Consider the following 18,976-nt stretch of genomic DNA (forward strand, 5'->3'; position numbering starts at 1 on the left):
AAAGGCGGCCTGCCGCACGGCATTTGGCTGATTGTGTTAACGGGATCGCAAGAATGCCCTCCTGAGCCGGAGGGCGAAGGGTTAGCCAAGCACAGCGGTGCTGAGGCGACAGGTTGCGCAGCGCCGCCCCTGTTCATCAAACACCACGATCTCCCAGCTCTGATTCTGGCGGCCAAGATGCAGCGGCTGGCAAACGCCGCGCACTTTGCCATGCGCCACCGCGCGGTGATGGGTGGCGTTCAGCTCGGTGCCGACCACGCACTGACCGTCGCTGGTCATCATAAAACCAGCCATCGAACCGAGCGTTTCCGCCAGCGCCGCCGACGCGCCGCCGTGCAGCAGGCCAAACGGCTGGTGCGTGCGGCTATCAACCGGCATCTCCGCTTCGAGAAAATCATCCCCGATGCGGGTGTAGGTAATCGCCAGATGTTCGATCAGGGTGTTATCGCTGGTGGCATTCAGCGCCTCCAGCGTTAAGTGACGTTTCCAGATCATCAGGCCCCCAGCGTCGAGCCGCCATCCACCACGATATCCTGCAATGTGATGTGGCTGGCGAGATCGGAGGCGAGGAACAAAATGGTGTTCGCCACCTCCTGCGGACGGGCAATTTTCCCCAGCGGAATGCCGAGCTTAAACTGCTCGCCAAAACCGCGAATGCGCTGCTGCTCCGCATCGTCGCTTACCCACAGCGTGCGCTGCATATCGGTATCCGTCGAACCCGGCGAAACGATATTACAGCGTACGTGGCTGGCGGCCAGCTCAAGACCGACGGTCAGAGCGAGGCTTTTCAGCGCCGCTTTCGAGGCGCCATAAGCACTCATGCCGATACGCGGCGTGTGCGCGGCGTCAGAGCAGACGGTGACAATCGCCCCGCGCTGCTGGCGGCGAAAGTGCGCCATCGTCTGGCGAAAGAGGTTAAAGGCACCGCCGACGTTGACGGCAAAGGTTTGCTGCCACTCTTTGTCAGAGAGCGCATCCGTTGCGCCCATATGCAAAATGCCTGCAGCATTGACCAGTACATCCAGCGGCGCGTTGTTTGCCAGCAGGCGCTCGCAGACGGCGGCGACCTGCGCGGCGTCAGCGATATCCAGCGTTTCGCAGGCAAACGGATAGTGCTCGCCGTTAAAGGCGAGATCGAAGCCGGTCACCTGTGCGCCCGCCTCAACGAAAGCGAGCGCAGTGGCATAGCCGATCCCCTTCCCTGCCCCGCTCACCCAGACACTGCGTCCGCTGAAATCGAGGCTCGCCATCACTGCACCCCGCGCGCGAGCAGCGCCCACCAGGCATCAATGGTTGGTTTTTTCGCCAGCATGACAAAGTCGATATCGCCATGCACTTTGCGCCAGCGGGCGGCGAGCGCCATCATGCGCACCGAATCGAGGCCGTAATCAATCAGGTTTTCGTCATCCAGCGGCTCATCAGACTCATCCAGCAGCGGCAGGATGATTTCGCGCAGCGCCGCTTTACTTGCCGGTAGCGGCAGCAGCTCTTGCGTCAGTACCACGCGACCGGAACGCCCGGCGACATAGTTGAGCGACATTAAGTGCTCTTCGCGGCTGAAATCTGCCAGCGCGTCGGCCACCATAAATGGCTTGATATCGCGCATAAAGGCGTCGGTGGCGGTGGTCATACAGCCGATATGCGAGTAGACCCCGGTGATCAGCAGCTGGTTGCGGCCGGTCTCTTTCAGCATCTGCTCCAGCGGCGAGCGGTGAAAGGCGCTGTAACGCCACTTCACCAGCACGGTGTCGGCCTCGTCCGGTGCCAGTTCGCTGACGATCTGCTGCTGCTCCGGCGAGCGGGTTAAACCCGGCCCCCACATATCGTTCAGCAGCGCGCGATCTTCATCGCTCTGCTCTTTCGGCTGCGCGGTGTAGTAGACCGGAATATTGTGCTGCTTGCAGAAGTGACGCAGCGCGGCGATGTTCGCCACCACTTGCTGCATCATCGGACAGTTATCGCCCCAGAAATTAACAAAATAGTCCTGCATATCATGGATCAACAGCGCCGCACGGGCGGGCTCAAACGACCAGTTCACTTTGTTGTCCGGGATATCAGCCGCTGCGGGCAGCGCGTAGCCCTGTAGTTTTGGGATTGCCATCTTCTCTCCTTTACGCCGGGGTGCGTTGTGCTAACCACTGGCGTAACTGTTTCTTGTCAACTTTTCCTACCGGCGTCAGCGGCAGCGCTTCAAGGCACTCGACGCGATCCGGCAGCTTAAATTCCGCCACGCCCTGCTCGCGCAATAAGCGGCGGATCGCCACCGCGCGCAGCGGGGTTTTCACCACCAGGTACGCGCAGCTCTTCTCGCCGAGCAGGCTGTCCTCCATGCTCACAAGCGCAGCGTGGATCACCGCGTCATGGCGCAACAGCAGGTTTTCGATCTCCTCGGCGGCAATCTTCTCGCCGCCGCGGTTGATCTGATCTTTTTCCCGTCCCTGCACGGTGATGTAGCCCTGCTCATCAATAGCAATCAGATCACCGGAGCAGTAAAAACCCTCAGCATCAAAAGCGCTGGCGTTGTGTTGCGGGCTATTGAAGTAGCCGCGGAAGGTGTAGGGACCGCGCGTCATCAGGCGTCCGGTCTGGCCTGCGGGCAGCGGGTTGCCGTTCTCATCGGCGACCCACACTTCATCATCCGGCGACATCGGGCGGCCCTGGGTGTTGATGATGCGCTCCAGCGGATCGTCGAGCCGGGTGTAGTTCACCAGCCCTTCGGCCATGCCAAACACTTGCTGGAGCTGACAGCCGATCTCCGCCGGAATACGCGCTGCCAGCGTCGCTGAGAGCCGCGCGCCGCCCACCTGAAGCAATTTCAACGACGCCAGCTGGGCATTGCTGCCCCACTCGGCAATCGCCTGCAACCAGAGGCTGACCGCCGGGGGCACCAGCGCGGTGACGTTAATCCGGTGTTTTTCAATCAGCGGGAAACAGAGCGTGGCGCTCGGGTCGCTCGCCAGCACCACACAGCCACCGGCAAGGAAGACGCCGAGCGCGCCGGGCGAACTTAACGGGTAGTTGTGCGCCGCCGGTAAGGCGCAAAGGTAGCGGGTCTGCGCCGTGAAATGGCAAATCTCATTACTGCGCACAATGCTGTAGAGATAGTCATTGTGCGTGCGCGGGATCAGCTTCGGCGTACCGGTGCTGCCGCCGGAGAGCTGGAAGAAGGCCACCTCATCTGCCGGGGTTGGCGCAGCGGAAAAGTTATCTGCCGGGCGGGCAATCGCCTGCTCCAGCGACTCGCCGCGCAGCAAAATAGCGCGCAGCGACGGGTGATCGTTTTCCAGCGTGCGGAGGAAAGCGCCATCGGCAAACAGCCCGTGGGCGCGATCGGCAATCAGCAACGCGGGTTTGATCTGCGCCGCGTAAGCGTTGAGCTCGCTGCGCTGATGGCTGAAGAGCGCGTTCACCGGCGCGACGCCGAGTTTCAGCAGGGCGAAAAAGGTGATGTAAAACTCGGCGACGTTGCCCAGTTGCACCAGCGCGGTATCGCCGCGCGTAATGCCCATTGAGCGCAATGCGCAGGCGAGGTTGTCCGAGGCGGCATGCAGCTGGCGGTAGCTCAGCTCGCGATCGCCGTCGATTACCGCAACGGCTTCGCTGGCGGCGTGGCGGGTCAAAATATCGCTCAGCGGCAGATCCTGCCAGTAGCCCTTTTCACGGTAACGACGGGCAAACTCTTGCGGCCAGCGGCTAAAAGGAATGGTCACTGTGGCTCCTTAATGCAAACCGAAGGCGTTCAGCATGGTGGTCAGTTTGACGCCGGTTTCGCGCCATTCAGCGAGCGGCGACGACGCGGGGACAATCCCGGCTCCGGCAAACAGGCGGACGTTGTTGTCGCGGATGCGCGCGCAGCGAATGGTAACTACCCACTCGCCGTTTCCTTCCGCATCGCACCAGCCGACAATGCCGCCGAAGAGTTCGCGGTTAAACGGCTCAAGCTCGGCGATAATTTTCTTCGCAATCTGGTGCGGGAAGCCGCTCAGCGCGGGTGTCGGATGGAGCAGGCAGGCAAGCGTCAGGGCGTTTTCACCCTCTTTTGCCGTGCCCTCAATCGGCGTTGCCAGGTGCCACAGCGTCGGCGTGTTCACCAGCTGCGGCGACGACGGCAAGGTCAACATGCGGCTGCGCGGCTGCAGCACTTTTTTCATCGCCTGGGTCACCAGTTCGTGTTCATGGCGATCTTTTTCTGAGGCCAGCAGTTTGTTGCCCGCTTCGCGATCGAGCATGTCATCAGGCTGACGGCGCGCCGAACCGGCCAGCGGCAGAGAGCTGAAGTGATCGCCCTCTTTACGCAGCAGCAGCTCGGGGCTTGCGCCCAGTAGCGCACCGCCATCGGGCAGCGGAACGTGGAAGTTGAAGCTGGCGGGGTTCTGCGCAATTAAGCGCTCAAGCAGCACACCGCTGTCGACCGGGCGGTCAGTTGCGATCTCAATCAGGCGTGAGAGCACCACTTTGTCCACTTCCGGCGTTGCGGTGCGCGCGGAGGCATTCGCCACCATCTCCATAAACAGATCCTGCTCCGGCACCGCTGTTTGCGCTTTCACATTCGGCATCGCGCCGCTGTTGAAGTAACGCGCAGCGCGCTGTTTTTCCGGGCGGGAGAAGCTCTGCCAGCGTTGAGGGATAAAGAGCGCCGAAGGCTGCGTGGTATCAAACGGGATAGCGCCGACCATAATCGGCCGCGCGATGCCCTGCGCTTTGGCATCGGCAAACGCCTGCGCCAGTTTTTGCTGGAAGGCGCTATCTGGCGCATCGCCCCCCGCTGCTGGCTCTGAGAAACGCGCAACACACCCCGACGTGGTGAAACTGCGGTACGGCGACATAAAGAAAAATTGATCGGCGGCCAGTGTCGTTGCAGACAGCTGGATCTCTTCAGCCAATGACGTATCCATATCATCCTCCGGCAATGATAAATGTATTAAGAATGATTATCATTTTTGTTTGGTGCAGTAAGATAAAAAGTTATTGCCGGTGATGTCAACAGCAGAATCTCCTCTCACACTGCCACAACTTGCATCCATGACGCTCAACGATGAAAATGAGAAGCATTAACTTCAACAGAAACAGGACTCACGTTGTGAATTTTCTTAGCTGGTGTCGTAAACACGCTCTGTTAGTGGGCGTTTTCGTTTTAGGACTTAACTCAGCCTGCGCCGCCGACTGGCCGCGCCAGGTGACCGACAGCCGCGGCGAGCATCAGCTTGCCAGCGCGCCGCAGCGCATTGTTTCCACAAGCGTTACCCTCACCGGCTCGCTGCTGGCGATTGATGCGCCAGTGGTCGCCAGCGGCGCAACGACGCCAAATAACCGTTTCGCCGACGATCAGGGCTTTTTGCGCCAGTGGGGCGACATTGCCAAACAGCGCAACGTTGCGCGTCTCTACATCGGCGAAGCCAATGCCGAAGCGGTTGCCGCGCAGATGCCGGATCTGATTTTGATCAGCGCTACCGGCGGAGACTCGGCGCTGGCGCTCTACGATCAGCTCTCGACCATCGCGCCGACGCTAATCATCAATTACGACGATAAGAGCTGGCAGGCGCTGCTTACTCAGCTTGGCGAGATCACCGGCCACGAGCAGCAGGCCGCGGCGCGCATCACTGAGTTCAACCAGCAGCTGGCGGCGGCAAAATCGCGCATGAAACTGCCGCCGCAGCCGGTAAGCGCGCTGGTTTATACCCCCGCCGCGCACAGCGCGAATCTCTGGACCCGTGACTCCGCGCAGGGCCAGCTAATGCAGCAGCTCGGTTTTACCCTCGCGCCGCTGCCGGCGGGCATTCAGGCGAGCCAGAGCCAGGGTAAGCGCCATGACATCGTGCAACTCGGCGGTGAAAACCTCGCCGCCGGGCTGAATGGCGAAGCGCTGTTCCTGTTCGCCGGCGACCAAAAAGAGGCCGACGCCCTGAGCGCTAACCCGCTGCTGGCGCACCTTCCCGCGGTAAGTAATAAGCGGGTTTATGCGCTGGGTGCCGAGACTTTCCGGCTTGATTACTACAGCGCAACCCGCGTGTTGCAGCGCTTGTCTGCACTGTTTGGCTGAGGGTTTGGCGCAAGCCTGATTGCCGGATGGCGCTGCGCTTATCCGGCCTACAAAATCCTCCCCCTGCCGGATGGCGCTGGCGCTTATCCGGCCTACGAACCCCTCACCCCTGCCGGATGGCGCTGGCGCTTATCCGGCCTACAAAATCCTCACCCTTGCCGGATGGCGCTGGCACTTATCCGGCCTACGAAATCCACGGCATTGCCGGATAAGAGTCGTGACTTATCCGGCCTGTGAAGGCATCCCGTTTGTAGTCAAGGGGTGATCAGATCGCCGTAACGCTGAAGCACCGGTGACGTTAACGCCACCGGTGCGTTTTATGCGCCGGACTGAACCTGTCGGAAACGGCGCAGCTCGCCGAGTATGAGAACCAGCACTAATCCCACTATCGCTAACGCCAGCCCGCTAAAGCTCGCCGAGGCGGCGGGGGTCAGCATCGATCCCATTGCGCCCAGCAGCGCCGCGCCGATGGCGTCGCCGGTGACGTTTTGCGCCGTCCATAAGCCGTTAATGCGCCCGAGCATCGCTTCCGGGGTCTGGGTTTGCAGCAGGGTGTATTGCAGCAGTGAACTCACCGCCGTCAGCCAGCCACAGAGCGCGAGAAAGAGCACGCCGAGCGGCCAGACGGGCATCAGGCTAAAGAGCGCAATGGCGATAAACGCACCGACGCTGGTCAGCAACATGATGATGCCGGGCCGCTCGCTGTGCGCCAGCCTGCCGCTGGTCAATGCGCCGATGGCCGCACCGAGCGGCAGCGCGGCGTAGAGCACGCCAATCTCCGCTGCCGACATCTGCCAGCTCATCGCCAGCGCCGGATAGAGCACGCGCACGGCGCTGGCCATCGTCAGCAGACCGCCGAGCAGCGCAATACCGCCAACTAACGGGTTACGCAGCAGAAAATGCAGCGCAGCGGCAAGGGATTTAAGCGGATGTTCGCGCGGTTGCGGCGGCGGCGGAAGCGCGGGCAGCGTCAGCAGTGGCAACAGGGTGATAAAGGTGCCCGCCGCCGCCAGACCGTAGTTCCACGCCACGCCGCCGGAGGCCAGCAGCAGGCCGCCAACCATCGGCGAAATCACCGAACCGATGCGCACGGTGAGCATGGTGATCGCCCCCGCCTGCATCAGGTTTTCCCGCCCGACCAGCGCAGGCGTTGCCGCCAGCAGCGCCGTCACGCCGAGCGCGCCGAAAAAGCCATCCCACACGCCAAGCAGATAGATCGCCGACAGCAACGGCGCGGGTAACAGTGCATTGAGAAAGAGGCCGATAAAGCCGATACCGCAGGTGGATCGCGCCAGCAGAATCAGCTTTTTACGTTCAAAGCGATCCGCCAGCACACCGCCGAGCATCAGGCCGACAAACATTGCGCCGCCGGTCAGCGTCACGGCAAGACCGACCTGCCAACTGGAGTGGGTCATCGCCTGGATCTGCACCGGCACAGCTACGCCCAGTAAGCCCAGCGATAAGATTGAGATAAAACGCGCGAGGAAAACGGCGCGATAAGCCGGATGTGTCCGCAGCAGGCTGAGATTCAGCAGCCAGGAGTGTTGCTTCATTACAAGACCTTGTATTCCATACTTTCTGTGTCCAATCTCAGGCTGCGCATGGTAACATAACAAAACAGGATCGATAACGATAATTACTATCATTATCAAAATTGGGATTTTTATGTCGTTTTCTGCTTCCCCGGCGCGTTTATTGGTTCTCGTCGGGCTATTGATACTGCTTATATTTGCTGCGGCACTGAGCCTGTTTATTGGCGCAAAACCGATGCCTGCCGCAGTCATCTCCGACGCCCTTTTTGGCGCTTGCCACAGCGCAGATTGCACCATCATTCGCGATGCGCGCTTACCCCGTACGCTGGCAGGCTTACTCGCCGGCGGCGCGCTCGGCCTTGCCGGTGCGCTGATGCAAACCCTGACGCGCAACCCGCTGGCCGACCCGGGCCTTTTAGGCGTCAATGCGGGCGCCAGTTTCGCCATTGTGCTCGGCGCCGCGCTGCTCGGCGCGACCACGCCAACGGAGCAGCTGCTGTTCGCCTTTTGCGGCGCATTCGCCGCCTCGCTACTGGTGGCATTTACCGGCAGCCAGGGCGGCGGCCAGCTTAGCCCGGTGCGCTTAACACTCGCGGGCGTGGCGCTCACCGCCGTGCTCGATGGTCTCTCCAGCGGCATTTCGCTGCTCAATGCTGATGTCTACGATCAACTGCGTTTCTGGCAGGCCGGTTCCCTTGATATTCGCACGCTGGCAACTCTGCGCGTGGTGCTGATCCCGGTGCTGCTGGCGGCGGGCGTCGCCTTGATGCTGAGCCGCGCACTTAACAGCCTGAGCCTCGGCAGCGATACAGCGACGGCGCTTGGCAGCAAAGTGGCGCGCACCCAGTTGCTGGGTTTACTGGCGATAACCGTACTCTGCGGCAGCGCCACGGCGGTCGTCGGCCCAATCGCCTTTATCGGTCTGATGATGCCCCACCTCGCGCGCGGGCTGGTTGGGGCCGATCACCGCTGGTCGCTTCCCGTCACGTTAATTGCCACCCCTGCTCTGCTGCTGTTTGCCGATATCATTGGCCGTGTGATCGTGCCGGGCGAGCTGCGCGTCTCGGTGGTGAGCGCCTTTATCGGCGCGCCGATGCTGATCCTGCTGGTGCGCCGCGCGCGCGGAGGCGGCTTATGATCGCTCCCTCCCGCCGTTTAGTGGCCAACTGCCTGCTGATGGTTATCGCCGCCCTGCTGCTCGCAGCCTGGGGGTTGCGCAGCGGTACGGTGATGCTCACCTTTACGCAGGTTTTCGACGCGCTAAGCGGTACTGCGCCGCGCGCAATGCAGCTGGTGGTGATGGAGTGGCGCTTGCCGCGAGTGTTAATGGCGCTGGTGGTTGGCGCGGCGCTTGGCGTCAGCGGTGCGATTTTCCAGTCGCTGATGCGTAACCCGCTCGGCAGCCCGGATGTCATGGGCTTTAACACCGGAGCCTGGAGCGGTGTGCTGGTGGCGATGGTGCTGTTTGGCCAGCATCTGACGGCGATTGCGCTGGCAGCGATGGCGGGCGGCATCCTTACCTCGCTACTGGTGTGGCTGCTGGCCTGGCGCAACGGCATTGAAACCTTCCGCCTGATTATTGTCGGCATTGGCGTACGCGCAATGCTGGTGGCCTTCAACACCTGGCTGCTGCTGAAAGCGTCGCTTGAAACGGCGCTCTCCGCCGGGCTTTGGAACGCCGGATCGCTCAATGGTCTGACGTGGGCAAAAACGCTGCCGTCGGTGCCGATTATGCTGGCGATGTTTTTTTTCGCCGCCCTGCTGGCGCGGCGCATGCGGCTGCTGGAGATGGGCGACGACAGCGCCTGCGCGCTGGGTGTCAACGTTGAGCGCTCGCGTTTGCTGCTGATGCTGGTAGCGGTGGCGCTGACCGCAGCCGCCACGGCGCTTGCCGGGCCGATCTCCTTTATCGCGCTGGTGGCACCGCATATTGCCCGCCGCCTGAGCGGCACGGCGCGCTGGGGGCTAACCCAGTCGGCGCTCTGCGGCGCACTGCTGCTGCTGCTGGCGGATATGATCGCCCAGCGCGGCTTTACGCCTTATCAGCTACCGGTTGGCGTGGTCACCGTCAGCCTCGGCGGTATTTACCTTATCGCCTTGTTAATTCAGGAGTCCCGCAAGAAATGAGCGCCTTATCTCCCCGTCTGCGCGGCGAAGCGTTAACCCTGGGCTACGGCAAAAAAGTGATTGCCGAGCAGCTGAGCGTCGCCATTCCGGATGGTCATTTCACCGCCATCATCGGCCCGAACGGTTGCGGGAAGTCGACCCTTTTACGCACCCTCAGCCGCCTGATGACACCGAGCGAAGGGCATGTCTACCTGGACGGCGAGCAGATCCAGCGTTTTGCCAGCAAAGAGGTGGCGCGGCGCATTGGGCTGCTGGCGCAGAACGCCACCACGCCTGGCGATATTACGGTGCAGGAGCTGGTGGCGCGCGGGCGTTACCCGCATCAGCCGCTCTTTACCCGCTGGCGCAAAGAGGATGACGAAGCGGTGAAGCGGGCGATGAAAGCCACCGGCGTGGAGAGCCTGGCGCAGCAGAGCGTCGATACGCTCTCCGGCGGCCAGCGCCAGCGGGCGTGGATCGCCATGGTGCTGGCGCAGGAGACGGCGATTATGCTGCTTGATGAGCCAACCACCTGGCTTGATATCAGTTATCAAATCGATCTGCTGGAGCTGCTCAGCGAGCTGAACCGCGAGCAGGGGTATACGCTGGCGGCGGTGCTGCATGATTTGAATCAGGCATGCCGTTACGCCACCCATTTGATTGCGCTGCGCGACGGGAAGATTGTGGCGCAGGGCGCGCCGAAAGAGATTGTCACCGCCGGGTTGATCGAGGAGGTGTATGGGCTGCGCTGCATGATCATTGACGATCCGGTAGCGCATACACCATTGGTGGTGCCGCTAGGGCGCAGCGGTTGAACGTTGTTGGCAAATCCCATTGCCGGATGGCGCTGACGCTTATCCGGCCTACGCGGTTTCAGTGGCTTCGGTAAAGTGGTTTTGTAGGCCGGATAAGCGTGTAACGCGCCATCCGGCAATGGGATTTTCATGTGGTATTGGTGGAATGATTCCGTTCACCAGGCGCTGGGGAGTTTCATTAATCTTTCATGCGGTGAACGGGATAAGGGAAGCGGCCGCGCTCCCCTTATCAATCCCCGCGGCCCCGCGAGGAAATCGGTGCTTCGCACTGCGCTCACCTCCCGCGTGCCTGACTGCGGCCGGCTCGACTCGACATCCTGTCTCGGTTCGCCTCTGTCCGCCATCCATGGCGTCCAGACCTTGTCATTCACGCTTCGGTTCGCCGATTTCAGCGGGGACACAACCCCTCGCTGTGAAACCGCAGATAAAAGCTACACCGGTGTCGCTGTAAGCGCGTTTTGGTAGGCCGGATAAGGCGTACATGGTTTTTATCTCTCTAACAACTCCCTCAAAACCGGCCCGATCTGCCCGAACGCCTGCGGGGAGATGATATCGACATGGGCGCAATCCTGACGGTACACCGCCAGCTCGCGCACCCAGGGTGCCCAGGCGCGTTGCGGGTCGGTGCCGGGCGGCAGTGTACGCTCGGCGACAAACAGCGTGGCTTTACCATCAAACGGCACGCTGTGCGCAGTGGTCAACAAGCGCACCGCATCGGCGTAGTTCCCCTCAATCTGCGAGAAAAGTTCACTGGAGGCATGCCCCTGCTGCGCGGCGAGAAACGCCTGGCGCTCGCGCTCAATCTCCGCCAGCACGGCGGGATCAAGGCCGTTGGCCTCTTTCTCTGCCCAGTTTTGCGTCTCCGGCGGCCAGGTATCGAGCAGTCCGAGGAACGCCACCTCTTCACCACGCTGGCGCAGCCGCGCCGCGATGCCGTGCGCCAGCGTCCCGCCAAGGGAGTAACCGAACAGGTAATAGGGCCCGTGCGGCTGCTGCGCCAGTAGCGTCGCTAACTGTTGATCGCAGGCCTCATCCAGCGTTGCTGCCTGCTGTAGCGGCCCATCCGGGCGCGGAGACTGAATGCCGGTAATCGACCAGCGCGGCGCAAGATAGCGCGCCAGCACGCTGAACTGCCAGGCAAAACCGGAGGCCGGATGGAAGCAGAAGAGCGTCGGCCCCGCGCTTTCGCGCAGCGGCAACACCGCTTCCAGCCCAAGCCGCCCGGCCTGCTCGTTTGAGAGCGGCTGTTCAAGCTGCGCGGCCAGTTTCTCCACCGTCGGCGCGACCATGATCTGCCCCGGTGTCACCTGACGGTCAAACTGTCGGCTAAGCTGCGCGGCAAGCCGCATCGCCAGCAGCGAGTGGCCGCCAAGGGCGAAGAAATCCGCCTGCGCATCATTCACTTCACATCCCAGCAGCGCGGCAAAGGCCTGCGCTACCTGCGTTTCCATCCCGGCATTGAGCGGGCGACCGCCCTGCTCTGCTTGTAACGCGGGCAGCGGCAGCGCTTTGCGATCGAGCTTACCGTTGGCGCTGAGCGGCAGCGCGCTCAGCTGCATTAACAGCACCGGCACCATATGCGCCGGTAACTGCGCGCGCAACTGCTCCAGCAGTGCAGCCGTATCCAGTTGCTGACCAGATGAAGAGACCAGGTAGCCAACCAGCTGGCGGGCATCGCCGCCGCTCGCCGCCGCCTGATTAAAGACGCAGGCATGGGCCACCGCCTGAGCGATATCCGGCAGTGCCAGCATTGCCCGGTCAATCTCGCCCAGTTCAATGCGCTGGCCGCGAATTTTTAGCTGATCGTCGCTGCGCCCCAGGTACTCCACCGCGCCATTCTCCAGCCAGCGGGCGACATCGCCGGTGCGGTACATACGCTCGCCCGGCGCAAAGGGGTCGGCAATAAAGCGGCTGGCAGTTAGATCCGGGCGACCAAGATAGCCCTGCGCCAGCTGAATGCCGGTGAGATAGAGATCGCCCGCCACGCCGAACGGCACCGGGCGCATCATCGCATCCAGAATGCGCAGCCCCGTGTTCCACACCGGGTAACCAATCGGCACGCTGTTGCCGCGCACCTGCGCCAGCGTCTCGCCATACGCCGGATAGAAGCTGACATCCACCGCCGCCTCCGTCGGGCCATAGAGGTTATGCAACGCCACGCCGGTTAAGGCTTCCCACTCGCGGCAGAGATCGGCGGGCAGCGCTTCGCCGCTACAGAAAACCTGCTTCAGCGTGCGGCAGCTCTGCTGCGCGCTTTCCGGCGTCAGCGAGGCAACAAAGGCCGCCAGCATCGACGGTACAAAGTGGGTCGTCGTCACACCCGCTTCAGCAAAGAAGGCTTGTAACGCCTGCGGATCGCGGTGCGCCTCCGGCTCGGCCATCACCAGGCTGGCGCCAGCGATAAACGGCCACCAGAACTCCCACACCGACACATCAAAACTGCACGGCGTTTTTTGCGCCACCACGTCGTTAGCGCTAAGCGGATAGGCTGCCTGCATCCACAGCAGGCGGTTGACGATGGCGGTATGCCCAACCATCACCCCTTTTGGTCGCCCGGTAGAGCCGGAGGTGAAGATGATATAAGCCGTCTGCTCCGGGCGGGCCAGATTGAGCGGCTCAGCGCCATTGCTCTCCAGCGGCGCGTCGTAGCAGAAGTGCGCGAGCCCAGGAATATCGGCGAAGCGCGCATGCTGATCGTCGGTGGTGATTAACAGGCGCGGGCGGGCATCCTCCAGCATCATGCGCAGGCGATCGTCGGGATAGCCGGTATCGAGCGGCAGCCAGGCGGCACCCGCTTCAATAATGCCGTGCAGCGCGAGCGTCAGGAAAACCGAGCGCGGCAGCGCAACCGCCACGCTGTCGCCAGGCTGCACGCCCAGCGCGCGTAGCTGGTTCGCCAACGCCACCACTTGCTCGCGCATCTCCCGGTAGCTGAAGCGCCAGCGGGCATCGGATAACGCCGGGGCATCGGGCGTTTTCACCGCCTGCTGTGCCACCAGCTCGCTCAGCGTTGTGGCGGGCAGCGACACGGCGGTGGCGTTGATCTGTGTGAGTTTTTCCGCCTCTTTCGCGGTTAAGAGTTCCGCATCGCCACAGCGCAGCGCCGGATTGTCGGCAAACTGCTGCAACAGCTGGGCAAGGCGCGCAACGTGGGTGTTGAGCGTCGCCTCGTCGTAGCGGCTGCGATTCGCCAGCACTTCCAGCGACAGCCCGCCCGCTTCATCCGGGAAGATCGCGATCTCCAGATCGTTGACCGGCCCGGTGGCTAAGGTGTGGGTAATGCCCTGGATGCCGTCAAGATCGAGCTGGTAATCAAACAGTTTGACGTTCAGCACCGGGCCGAACAGCGGCTCACTCCCCGCCGCGCGCCCGGCGTCGCGCACGATTTGCTCTGCGTCGTAACGCTGGTGGCGGCGCATCGCTTTCAACGTTCGGGCAAGGTCGCTTGCCAGCTCCGGCAGCGTTTGCGTGCCATCAAGATGAATACCCATCGGCAGCACATTAAGCACTGGGCCGGTGGCGGTAAGCGCGGCCGATCCCATGCGGCGCATAAAGATAAACCCGGCGGCATAATCGGTGCGTCCGCACAGCCGACCCAGCCACAGCGCCACTAACGCCAGCGCCAGATCGGCGGGCGTCGTGTTTGCCATCGCCTGGCTCAGGCGGCGAAAGGCAGCGCGCTCCAGGGCGACATTGAGGCGCAGAATATCGGTAGTTGCCGCGCGCCCTGGCAGCGGTTCGCTGGAGAGTGACACCGGCGGCGGAAGCGCGCGCCGCTGCTCTGCCCAGAAAGCGGCATCGCGCGTAAAGGCATCGCTGCCCTGATATCGTTGATACTCTTCCACGACCTCAGAAAAAGGGGTAAACGGCGAGGCGGGCGTCGGCTCGCCACGTCGCCATGCGCTATAAATAGCGGCAATCTGGCGGGTTATGGCGGGGAAACTGAAACCATCGACCAGCAAATGGTGATAACGCTGATACCAGTACCAGCGCCGCTCGCCGACGCGCATCAGCTGGTGGTGCACCAGCGGTTTGCCGCTCTCCACACGCAGGTTTTGCGCCAGATCGGCCTGCATTAACGCCAGCGCGGCGCTGTGTGCATCGCCCTGCTGGCGCAGGTCGGCAATCGCGGGCGCGGCAAAGGTCAACGTCTCATCGACCGACTGCCACACTTCGCCGTTATCTTCGGTGAAACGCATGCGCAGCGTGTCAGCCTGCATCAGGCCGGTAACAATCGCCTCGCTGAGCTGCACGGCATCGATATCGCCCTCAAGCTCAACATAGTGCGCCACGCTCCAGGCATTCGGCAGCGAGGAGAGTTTTTCTGCCATCCAGATCCCCGGCTGGGCGGCGACCAGCGGTAAACGTTCGCTCATCTTCCGCTCCTTATTGCGCGTGAGGGTGCGCATAGTGCGCCGGGGTTAAGCTCTGCCAGTGTGCTGCCAGCCAGTCGTTGCAGGCCGCCTGCGATTGCGGCTCACAGATGATGTGCCAGCCTGCGGGCAGAGCGCACTGCGCGGGCCACAAACTGCACTGCTGCGCGCTGTTTTGCAGAATATAAAACCGCCCTTGCGGATGATCGAAGGGGTTGGTGAACTCCATAGCAAACTCCTGTCGTGGAAAAGCGCCCCGGCGTTAGAGCGGCTGCCAGAGGGTGATTAACCCCGCCGTCAGCCCGCCGCGCCAGCAAAGCGCATCATGTCCGCCGTCAACCTGACGCCAGAAAACCCGCTGCTGTGTTTGTTGTAAAAGGGATAAAAGGGTCTGGTTAGTGCGAAAAATCAGCGGCTCGCGCACCCCGGCTTCAAGCACGATGCGCAGCCCCTGCGGGCCTATTTCACCCTGTTTGAGTTGTTGGATAAGCAGCCCTTCACCCTCGCCGCCGCGATGGGGCCACCAGTAAGAGCCGGACTGGCTCAGCACGCAGCCAAAGCGCGTCGGCCAGTGCAGCGAGGCATAGAGCGCGGAGAGGCCGCCGAAGCTCTGCCCCGCCACCACCGTGCGATCGGCGCGATCGCTGAAGGGGGCAATTTCGCGTACCTGCGGCAAGAGCTCCTCCTGCACCGCCAGCCAGAAATCGGCATTACAGGGCAGCTCCTGGCTGCGCTGAGCATTATCGATGGCGTCAATCAGCACATAGACCGCGGGCGGCAACTGGCGGGCGTTAGTCAGCGCTGCCAGCGCAGGCCAAACTGGCATGCTCTCGGCCCAGAACTGACCGTCGAGCAGGATCGCTAGCGGGCGTTCAGCATCCTGTACCTCGCCAGTGACATAGACCCAGACGCGGCGGCGGTTGTGCAGCCGCGGGCTCTGCCAGTGCAGCAGATGAGGAGGGGTAAAAGCGGTATCAGTTGCCTGCCAGCCGGGCTGAGGCGGTGCGCCGGGCATCTCCAGCGCCGAGACCGGATGGCCGCGTCCGCCGCGCCAGCTTTGCGCATTCAGCGGGTCGGAAACCGCACGCGGCAGCAGTTTGCGCCACCCTTCACGCAGCGCCGCGCGATCTGGCGGCAGGCTGGCGAATACGGCGTCGGCGAAATCGTTATCCTGTTCAGAGGGGATCAGGCAGTAGCTGCCGCGCCAGCCCGCTTCGAGGGTGGTTTTCCAGCACCAGACATCGCTTCCGGCGATGCGTGCCAGTGATTGCGGCTGCGCTTGTTGATGGTGATCGGTAACACCAGTGATGTAGATCCAGACCCGGTGCAGGCGCGAAGTCTGCTCTGACCCCGCCGGATCGCGCCACCAGAAGGTCACTTCATAGCGCCCGTCGGCGGTTTTAACCCACTCCGGCCCCTGTTTTGACGCCCACCAGGCATCGCTTCCCGTCGTTGACGTCACGGTTTAACCCCAAATCGCTGCGGACTTATTTTTATCGATCAAAATTTATAGATAATATTATTGATAACTATTCTTATTTGCAATAGCGTATTGGCGCGCTGTGGGAAGCGCGTCTTTCACCTAACTCTGCCTGTCGCAGGCCTTTTTCTCAGGGCTGAGAGAATTGCCGCGCGCGGGCTTCATCACTGCCGTCTCCTCTCCCCCGGGAATGGAGAGTTACGGGGATACGGCAAAGGAACGCAGGTAACATAATGAATAAGAAGATGAAATCCCTGACCTTGCTGGTCAACCTCGGGATCTACGGCGCGGCAATGCCCGTGATGGCGGCGGAGGAGAAAAGCAGCGACGCCAGCAGCGGAGACACTATCGTCGTCACGGCGGCACAGCAAAACCTCCAGGCACCCGGCGTGTCGACCATCACCGCCGATCAAATTCGTAAGAACCCGCCAGCCCGTGATGTGTCGGAAATTATCCGCAAGATGCCGGGCGTTAACTTAACCGGCAACGCCACCAGCGGCCAGCGCGGCAACAACCGCCAGATCGACATTCGCGGTATGGGCCCGGAAAACACCCTGATCCTGGTGGATGGCAAACCGGTCACCAGCCGTAACTCGGTGCGCTTAGGCTGGCGCGGCGAGCGAGATAGCCGCGGCGACACCAGTTGGGTGCCGGCAGAGATGATTGAGCGCATCGAAGTGATCCGCGGCCCGGCGGCCGTGCGCTACGGTAACGGCGCAGCGGGCGGTGTGGTGAATATCATCACCAAAAAAGATAGCGCCCAGGAGTGGCATGGATCATGGAACGCCTACGTCAACGCGCCGGAGCATAAAGCGGAAGGCGCCACCAAACGCACCGACTTTAGCCTCAGCGGCCCGCTGGGCGATGATGTCAGCTTCCGCCTATATGGCAACCTGGCGAAAACCCAGGCCGATGCGTGGGATATCAACCGCGATCACCAGTCTGAACGCACCGGAATTTACGCTAATACCCTTGCCGCCGGGCGCGAAGGCTCGATCAATAAAGATATTAATGGCGTGGTGCGCTGGGATTTCGCGCCGATGCAGTCGCTGGAGTTCCAGGCGGGCTACAGCCGCCAGGGCAACCTCTACGCGGGCGATACGCAAAACACCAATAACGACAGCAGCAGCAATAACTACGTGCGCAAGAACTACGGCAAAGAGACCAACCGTCTCTATCGCCAGAACTACTCCGTCACCTGGAATGGTGGCTGGGATAACGGCATTACCACCAGCAACTGGATCCAGTATGAGCACACGCGTAACTCGCGTCTGGGCGAAGGTCTGGCGGGCGGGCTGGAAGGGCTGTTCAACAGTAATAAATTCACCGATATCGACCTCTCCGATGTGATGCTGCACAACGAGGTGAACCTGCCGCTGGATCTGCTGGTTAACCAGACCCTGACGCTGGGCACCGAGTGGAACCAGCAGCGGATGAAAGATCTCGCCTCCAATACCCAGGCCTTCCAGGGCGGGGCGATTAGCGGGCTGAGCAGCACCAACCGCAGCCCCTACTCCAGTGCCGATATCTACTCCATTTTTGCCGAAGACAATATGGAGCTGACGGACAGCACCATGCTGACCCCGGCGCTGCGCTTCGATCATCACACCATCGTTGGCGATAACTGGAGCCCGTCGCTGAACCTCTCGCAGGGATTAGGCGACGATTTCACCCTGAAAATGGGCATTGGCCGCGCGTATAAAGCACCGAGCCTCTACCAGACCAACCCGAACTACATTCTCTACAGCAAGGGCCAGGGGTGCTACGCCAGCGGCAACGGCGTCGGTTGTTACATGATGGGTAACGACGACCTGAAAGCGGAGACCAGTATCAATAAAGAGATTGGCCTTGAGTTCAAACATGATGACTGGCTTGCCGGTGTGACCTGGTTCCGTAACGACTACCGCAATAAGATTGAGGCGGGTTATTCGCCGATGGCGCAAACGGCGGCGGGCGCGACCAAAACCGATATCTACCAGTGGGAAAATGTGCCGAAAGCGGTGGTTGAAGGGCTGGAGGGTACGCTGAACGTGCCGGTTTCTGAAACGGTGGCCTGGAGCAACAACTTCACCTATATGCTGCAAAGCAAGAACAAAACCACCGGCGAGCGGCTCTCCATCATTCCGGAATATACGCTGAACTCAACGCTGAGCTGGCAGGTGACGCAGGATGTTTCTCTGCAATCGACCTTTACCTGGTACGGCAAACAGCAGCCGAAGAAGTATGACTACAAAGGCCAGCGCGTGACCGGCTCTGCGACCAACGAAGTGAGCCCCTACAGCATTGTGGGGCTTAGCGGCACCTGGGACGTGAACAAAAACGTCAGCCTGACCGCCGGCGTCGATAACCTGTTTGATAAGCGCCACTGGCGCGCGGGCAATGCCCAGAGCACCGGCGGCACTACCGGCTATATGTATGGCGCGGGCGCAGAGACCTATAACGAATCGGGCCGTACCTGGTTTATGGGCATCAACACCCACTTCTGATGAGAGCCTGAACGGCTAAAAAGAGAAGGCCCCGTCATTGCTGGCGGGGCCTTTTATTACTGATTACCTGGGTGTGGAATATCGGACACTGTTATACCCCGCCCGGCGCTTATCTCCGGCACTCACTCTAAGGTGGCGTTAGCT

Annotated in this window: 14 protein-coding genes; 5 read left to right on the forward strand and 9 right to left on the reverse strand. The window is 61.6% G+C overall.

Annotation, left to right across the window (positions count from 1 at the left end; translation table 11 throughout):
* Positions 1 to 81: 81 nt before the first annotated feature.
* From entH to entC, 5 genes are read right to left on the reverse strand one after another with little or no spacing between them, the layout of a single operon-like run.
* A complete protein-coding gene (gene entH / locus ABIC80_RS18690; protein ID WP_124969240.1) occupies positions 82 to 495 on the reverse strand; it encodes a proofreading thioesterase EntH in 414 nt (137 codons plus the stop codon).
* The gene (entA, locus tag ABIC80_RS18695) at positions 495 to 1,250 is read right to left on the reverse strand and encodes a 2,3-dihydro-2,3-dihydroxybenzoate dehydrogenase EntA (protein ID WP_429178170.1); all 756 of its coding nucleotides are present in this window, start codon (positions 1,248 to 1,250) and stop codon (positions 495 to 497) included. Before entA ends, entH begins: the two co-directional genes overlap by 1 nt.
* A complete protein-coding gene (locus ABIC80_RS18700; protein ID WP_023479247.1) occupies positions 1,250 to 2,101 on the reverse strand; it encodes an isochorismatase in 852 nt (283 codons plus the stop codon). Before ABIC80_RS18700 ends, entA begins: the two co-directional genes overlap by 1 nt.
* Before the next feature lie 10 nt (positions 2,102 to 2,111).
* Positions 2,112 to 3,710 (reverse strand): (2,3-dihydroxybenzoyl)adenylate synthase EntE, encoded by a 1,599-nt coding sequence (gene entE / locus ABIC80_RS18705; RefSeq protein ID WP_429178172.1) that lies wholly within the window; start codon positions 3,708 to 3,710, stop codon positions 2,112 to 2,114.
* A 9-nt stretch (positions 3,711 to 3,719) separates the two neighbouring features.
* Entirely contained in the window at positions 3,720 to 4,895 is a 1,176-nt protein-coding gene (gene entC / locus ABIC80_RS18710) for an isochorismate synthase EntC (protein ID WP_429178174.1), read from the reverse strand.
* Between the two features lie 218 nt (positions 4,896 to 5,113).
* Here entC and fepB point away from each other — a divergent pair, with 218 nt between their 5' ends.
* A complete protein-coding gene (gene fepB, locus ABIC80_RS18715) occupies positions 5,114 to 6,040 on the forward strand; it encodes a Fe2+-enterobactin ABC transporter substrate-binding protein (RefSeq protein ID WP_429178364.1) in 927 nt (308 codons plus the stop codon).
* 317 nt (positions 6,041 to 6,357) lie between these two features.
* On the opposite strand, the gene entS is transcribed toward fepB, so the two are convergent.
* On the reverse strand, positions 6,358 to 7,593 hold the full coding sequence (gene entS / locus ABIC80_RS18720; protein WP_128483442.1) for an enterobactin transporter EntS: 1,236 nt from the start codon (positions 7,591 to 7,593) through the stop codon (positions 6,358 to 6,360).
* 112 nt (positions 7,594 to 7,705) lie between these two features.
* Here entS and fepD point away from each other — a divergent pair, with 112 nt between their 5' ends.
* The 3 genes from fepD to fepC are packed head-to-tail and all read left to right on the forward strand — an operon-like array spanning position 7,706 to position 10,493.
* Positions 7,706 to 8,710, forward strand: coding sequence for a Fe(3+)-siderophore ABC transporter permease (gene fepD / locus ABIC80_RS18725; RefSeq protein ID WP_429178176.1), 1,005 nt, complete (start codon positions 7,706 to 7,708; stop codon positions 8,708 to 8,710).
* Positions 8,707 to 9,699, forward strand: a complete 993-nt coding sequence (gene fepG, locus ABIC80_RS18730; protein ID WP_429178177.1) for an iron-enterobactin ABC transporter permease — start codon at positions 8,707 to 8,709, stop codon at positions 9,697 to 9,699. Before fepD ends, fepG begins: the two co-directional genes overlap by 4 nt.
* The gene (gene fepC, locus ABIC80_RS18735; protein ID WP_042713302.1) at positions 9,696 to 10,493 is read left to right on the forward strand and encodes an iron-enterobactin ABC transporter ATP-binding protein; all 798 of its coding nucleotides are present in this window, start codon (positions 9,696 to 9,698) and stop codon (positions 10,491 to 10,493) included. The genes fepG and fepC overlap by 4 nt, the downstream gene beginning before the upstream one ends.
* 488 nt (positions 10,494 to 10,981) lie before the next feature.
* On the opposite strand, the gene entF is transcribed toward fepC, so the two are convergent.
* Genes entF through fes form a run of 3 tightly spaced genes read right to left on the reverse strand, consistent with a single transcriptional unit; the run spans position 10,982 to position 16,328 of the window.
* Entirely contained in the window at positions 10,982 to 14,869 is a 3,888-nt protein-coding gene (entF, locus tag ABIC80_RS18740) for an enterobactin non-ribosomal peptide synthetase EntF (protein WP_429178179.1), read from the reverse strand.
* A gap of 10 nt (positions 14,870 to 14,879) precedes the next feature.
* Complete coding sequence (locus tag ABIC80_RS18745; RefSeq protein WP_429178181.1) at positions 14,880 to 15,095, reverse strand: MbtH family protein; 216 nt, start codon at positions 15,093 to 15,095, stop codon at positions 14,880 to 14,882.
* 33 nt (positions 15,096 to 15,128) lie between these two features.
* Positions 15,129 to 16,328, reverse strand: coding sequence for an enterochelin esterase (gene fes, locus ABIC80_RS18750; RefSeq protein ID WP_429178183.1), 1,200 nt, complete (start codon positions 16,326 to 16,328; stop codon positions 15,129 to 15,131).
* 251 nt (positions 16,329 to 16,579) lie between these two features.
* Between fes and ABIC80_RS18755 the strand changes: the two genes are divergently transcribed.
* Positions 16,580 to 18,832 (forward strand): TonB-dependent siderophore receptor, encoded by a 2,253-nt coding sequence (locus ABIC80_RS18755; RefSeq protein WP_429178185.1) that lies wholly within the window; start codon positions 16,580 to 16,582, stop codon positions 18,830 to 18,832.
* Positions 18,833 to 18,976: the final 144 nt, after the last annotated feature.

This window comes from Kosakonia sp. 1610, from assembly GCF_050435845.1.
Classification (GTDB): Bacteria; Pseudomonadota; Gammaproteobacteria; order Enterobacterales; family Enterobacteriaceae; genus Kosakonia; species Kosakonia cowanii.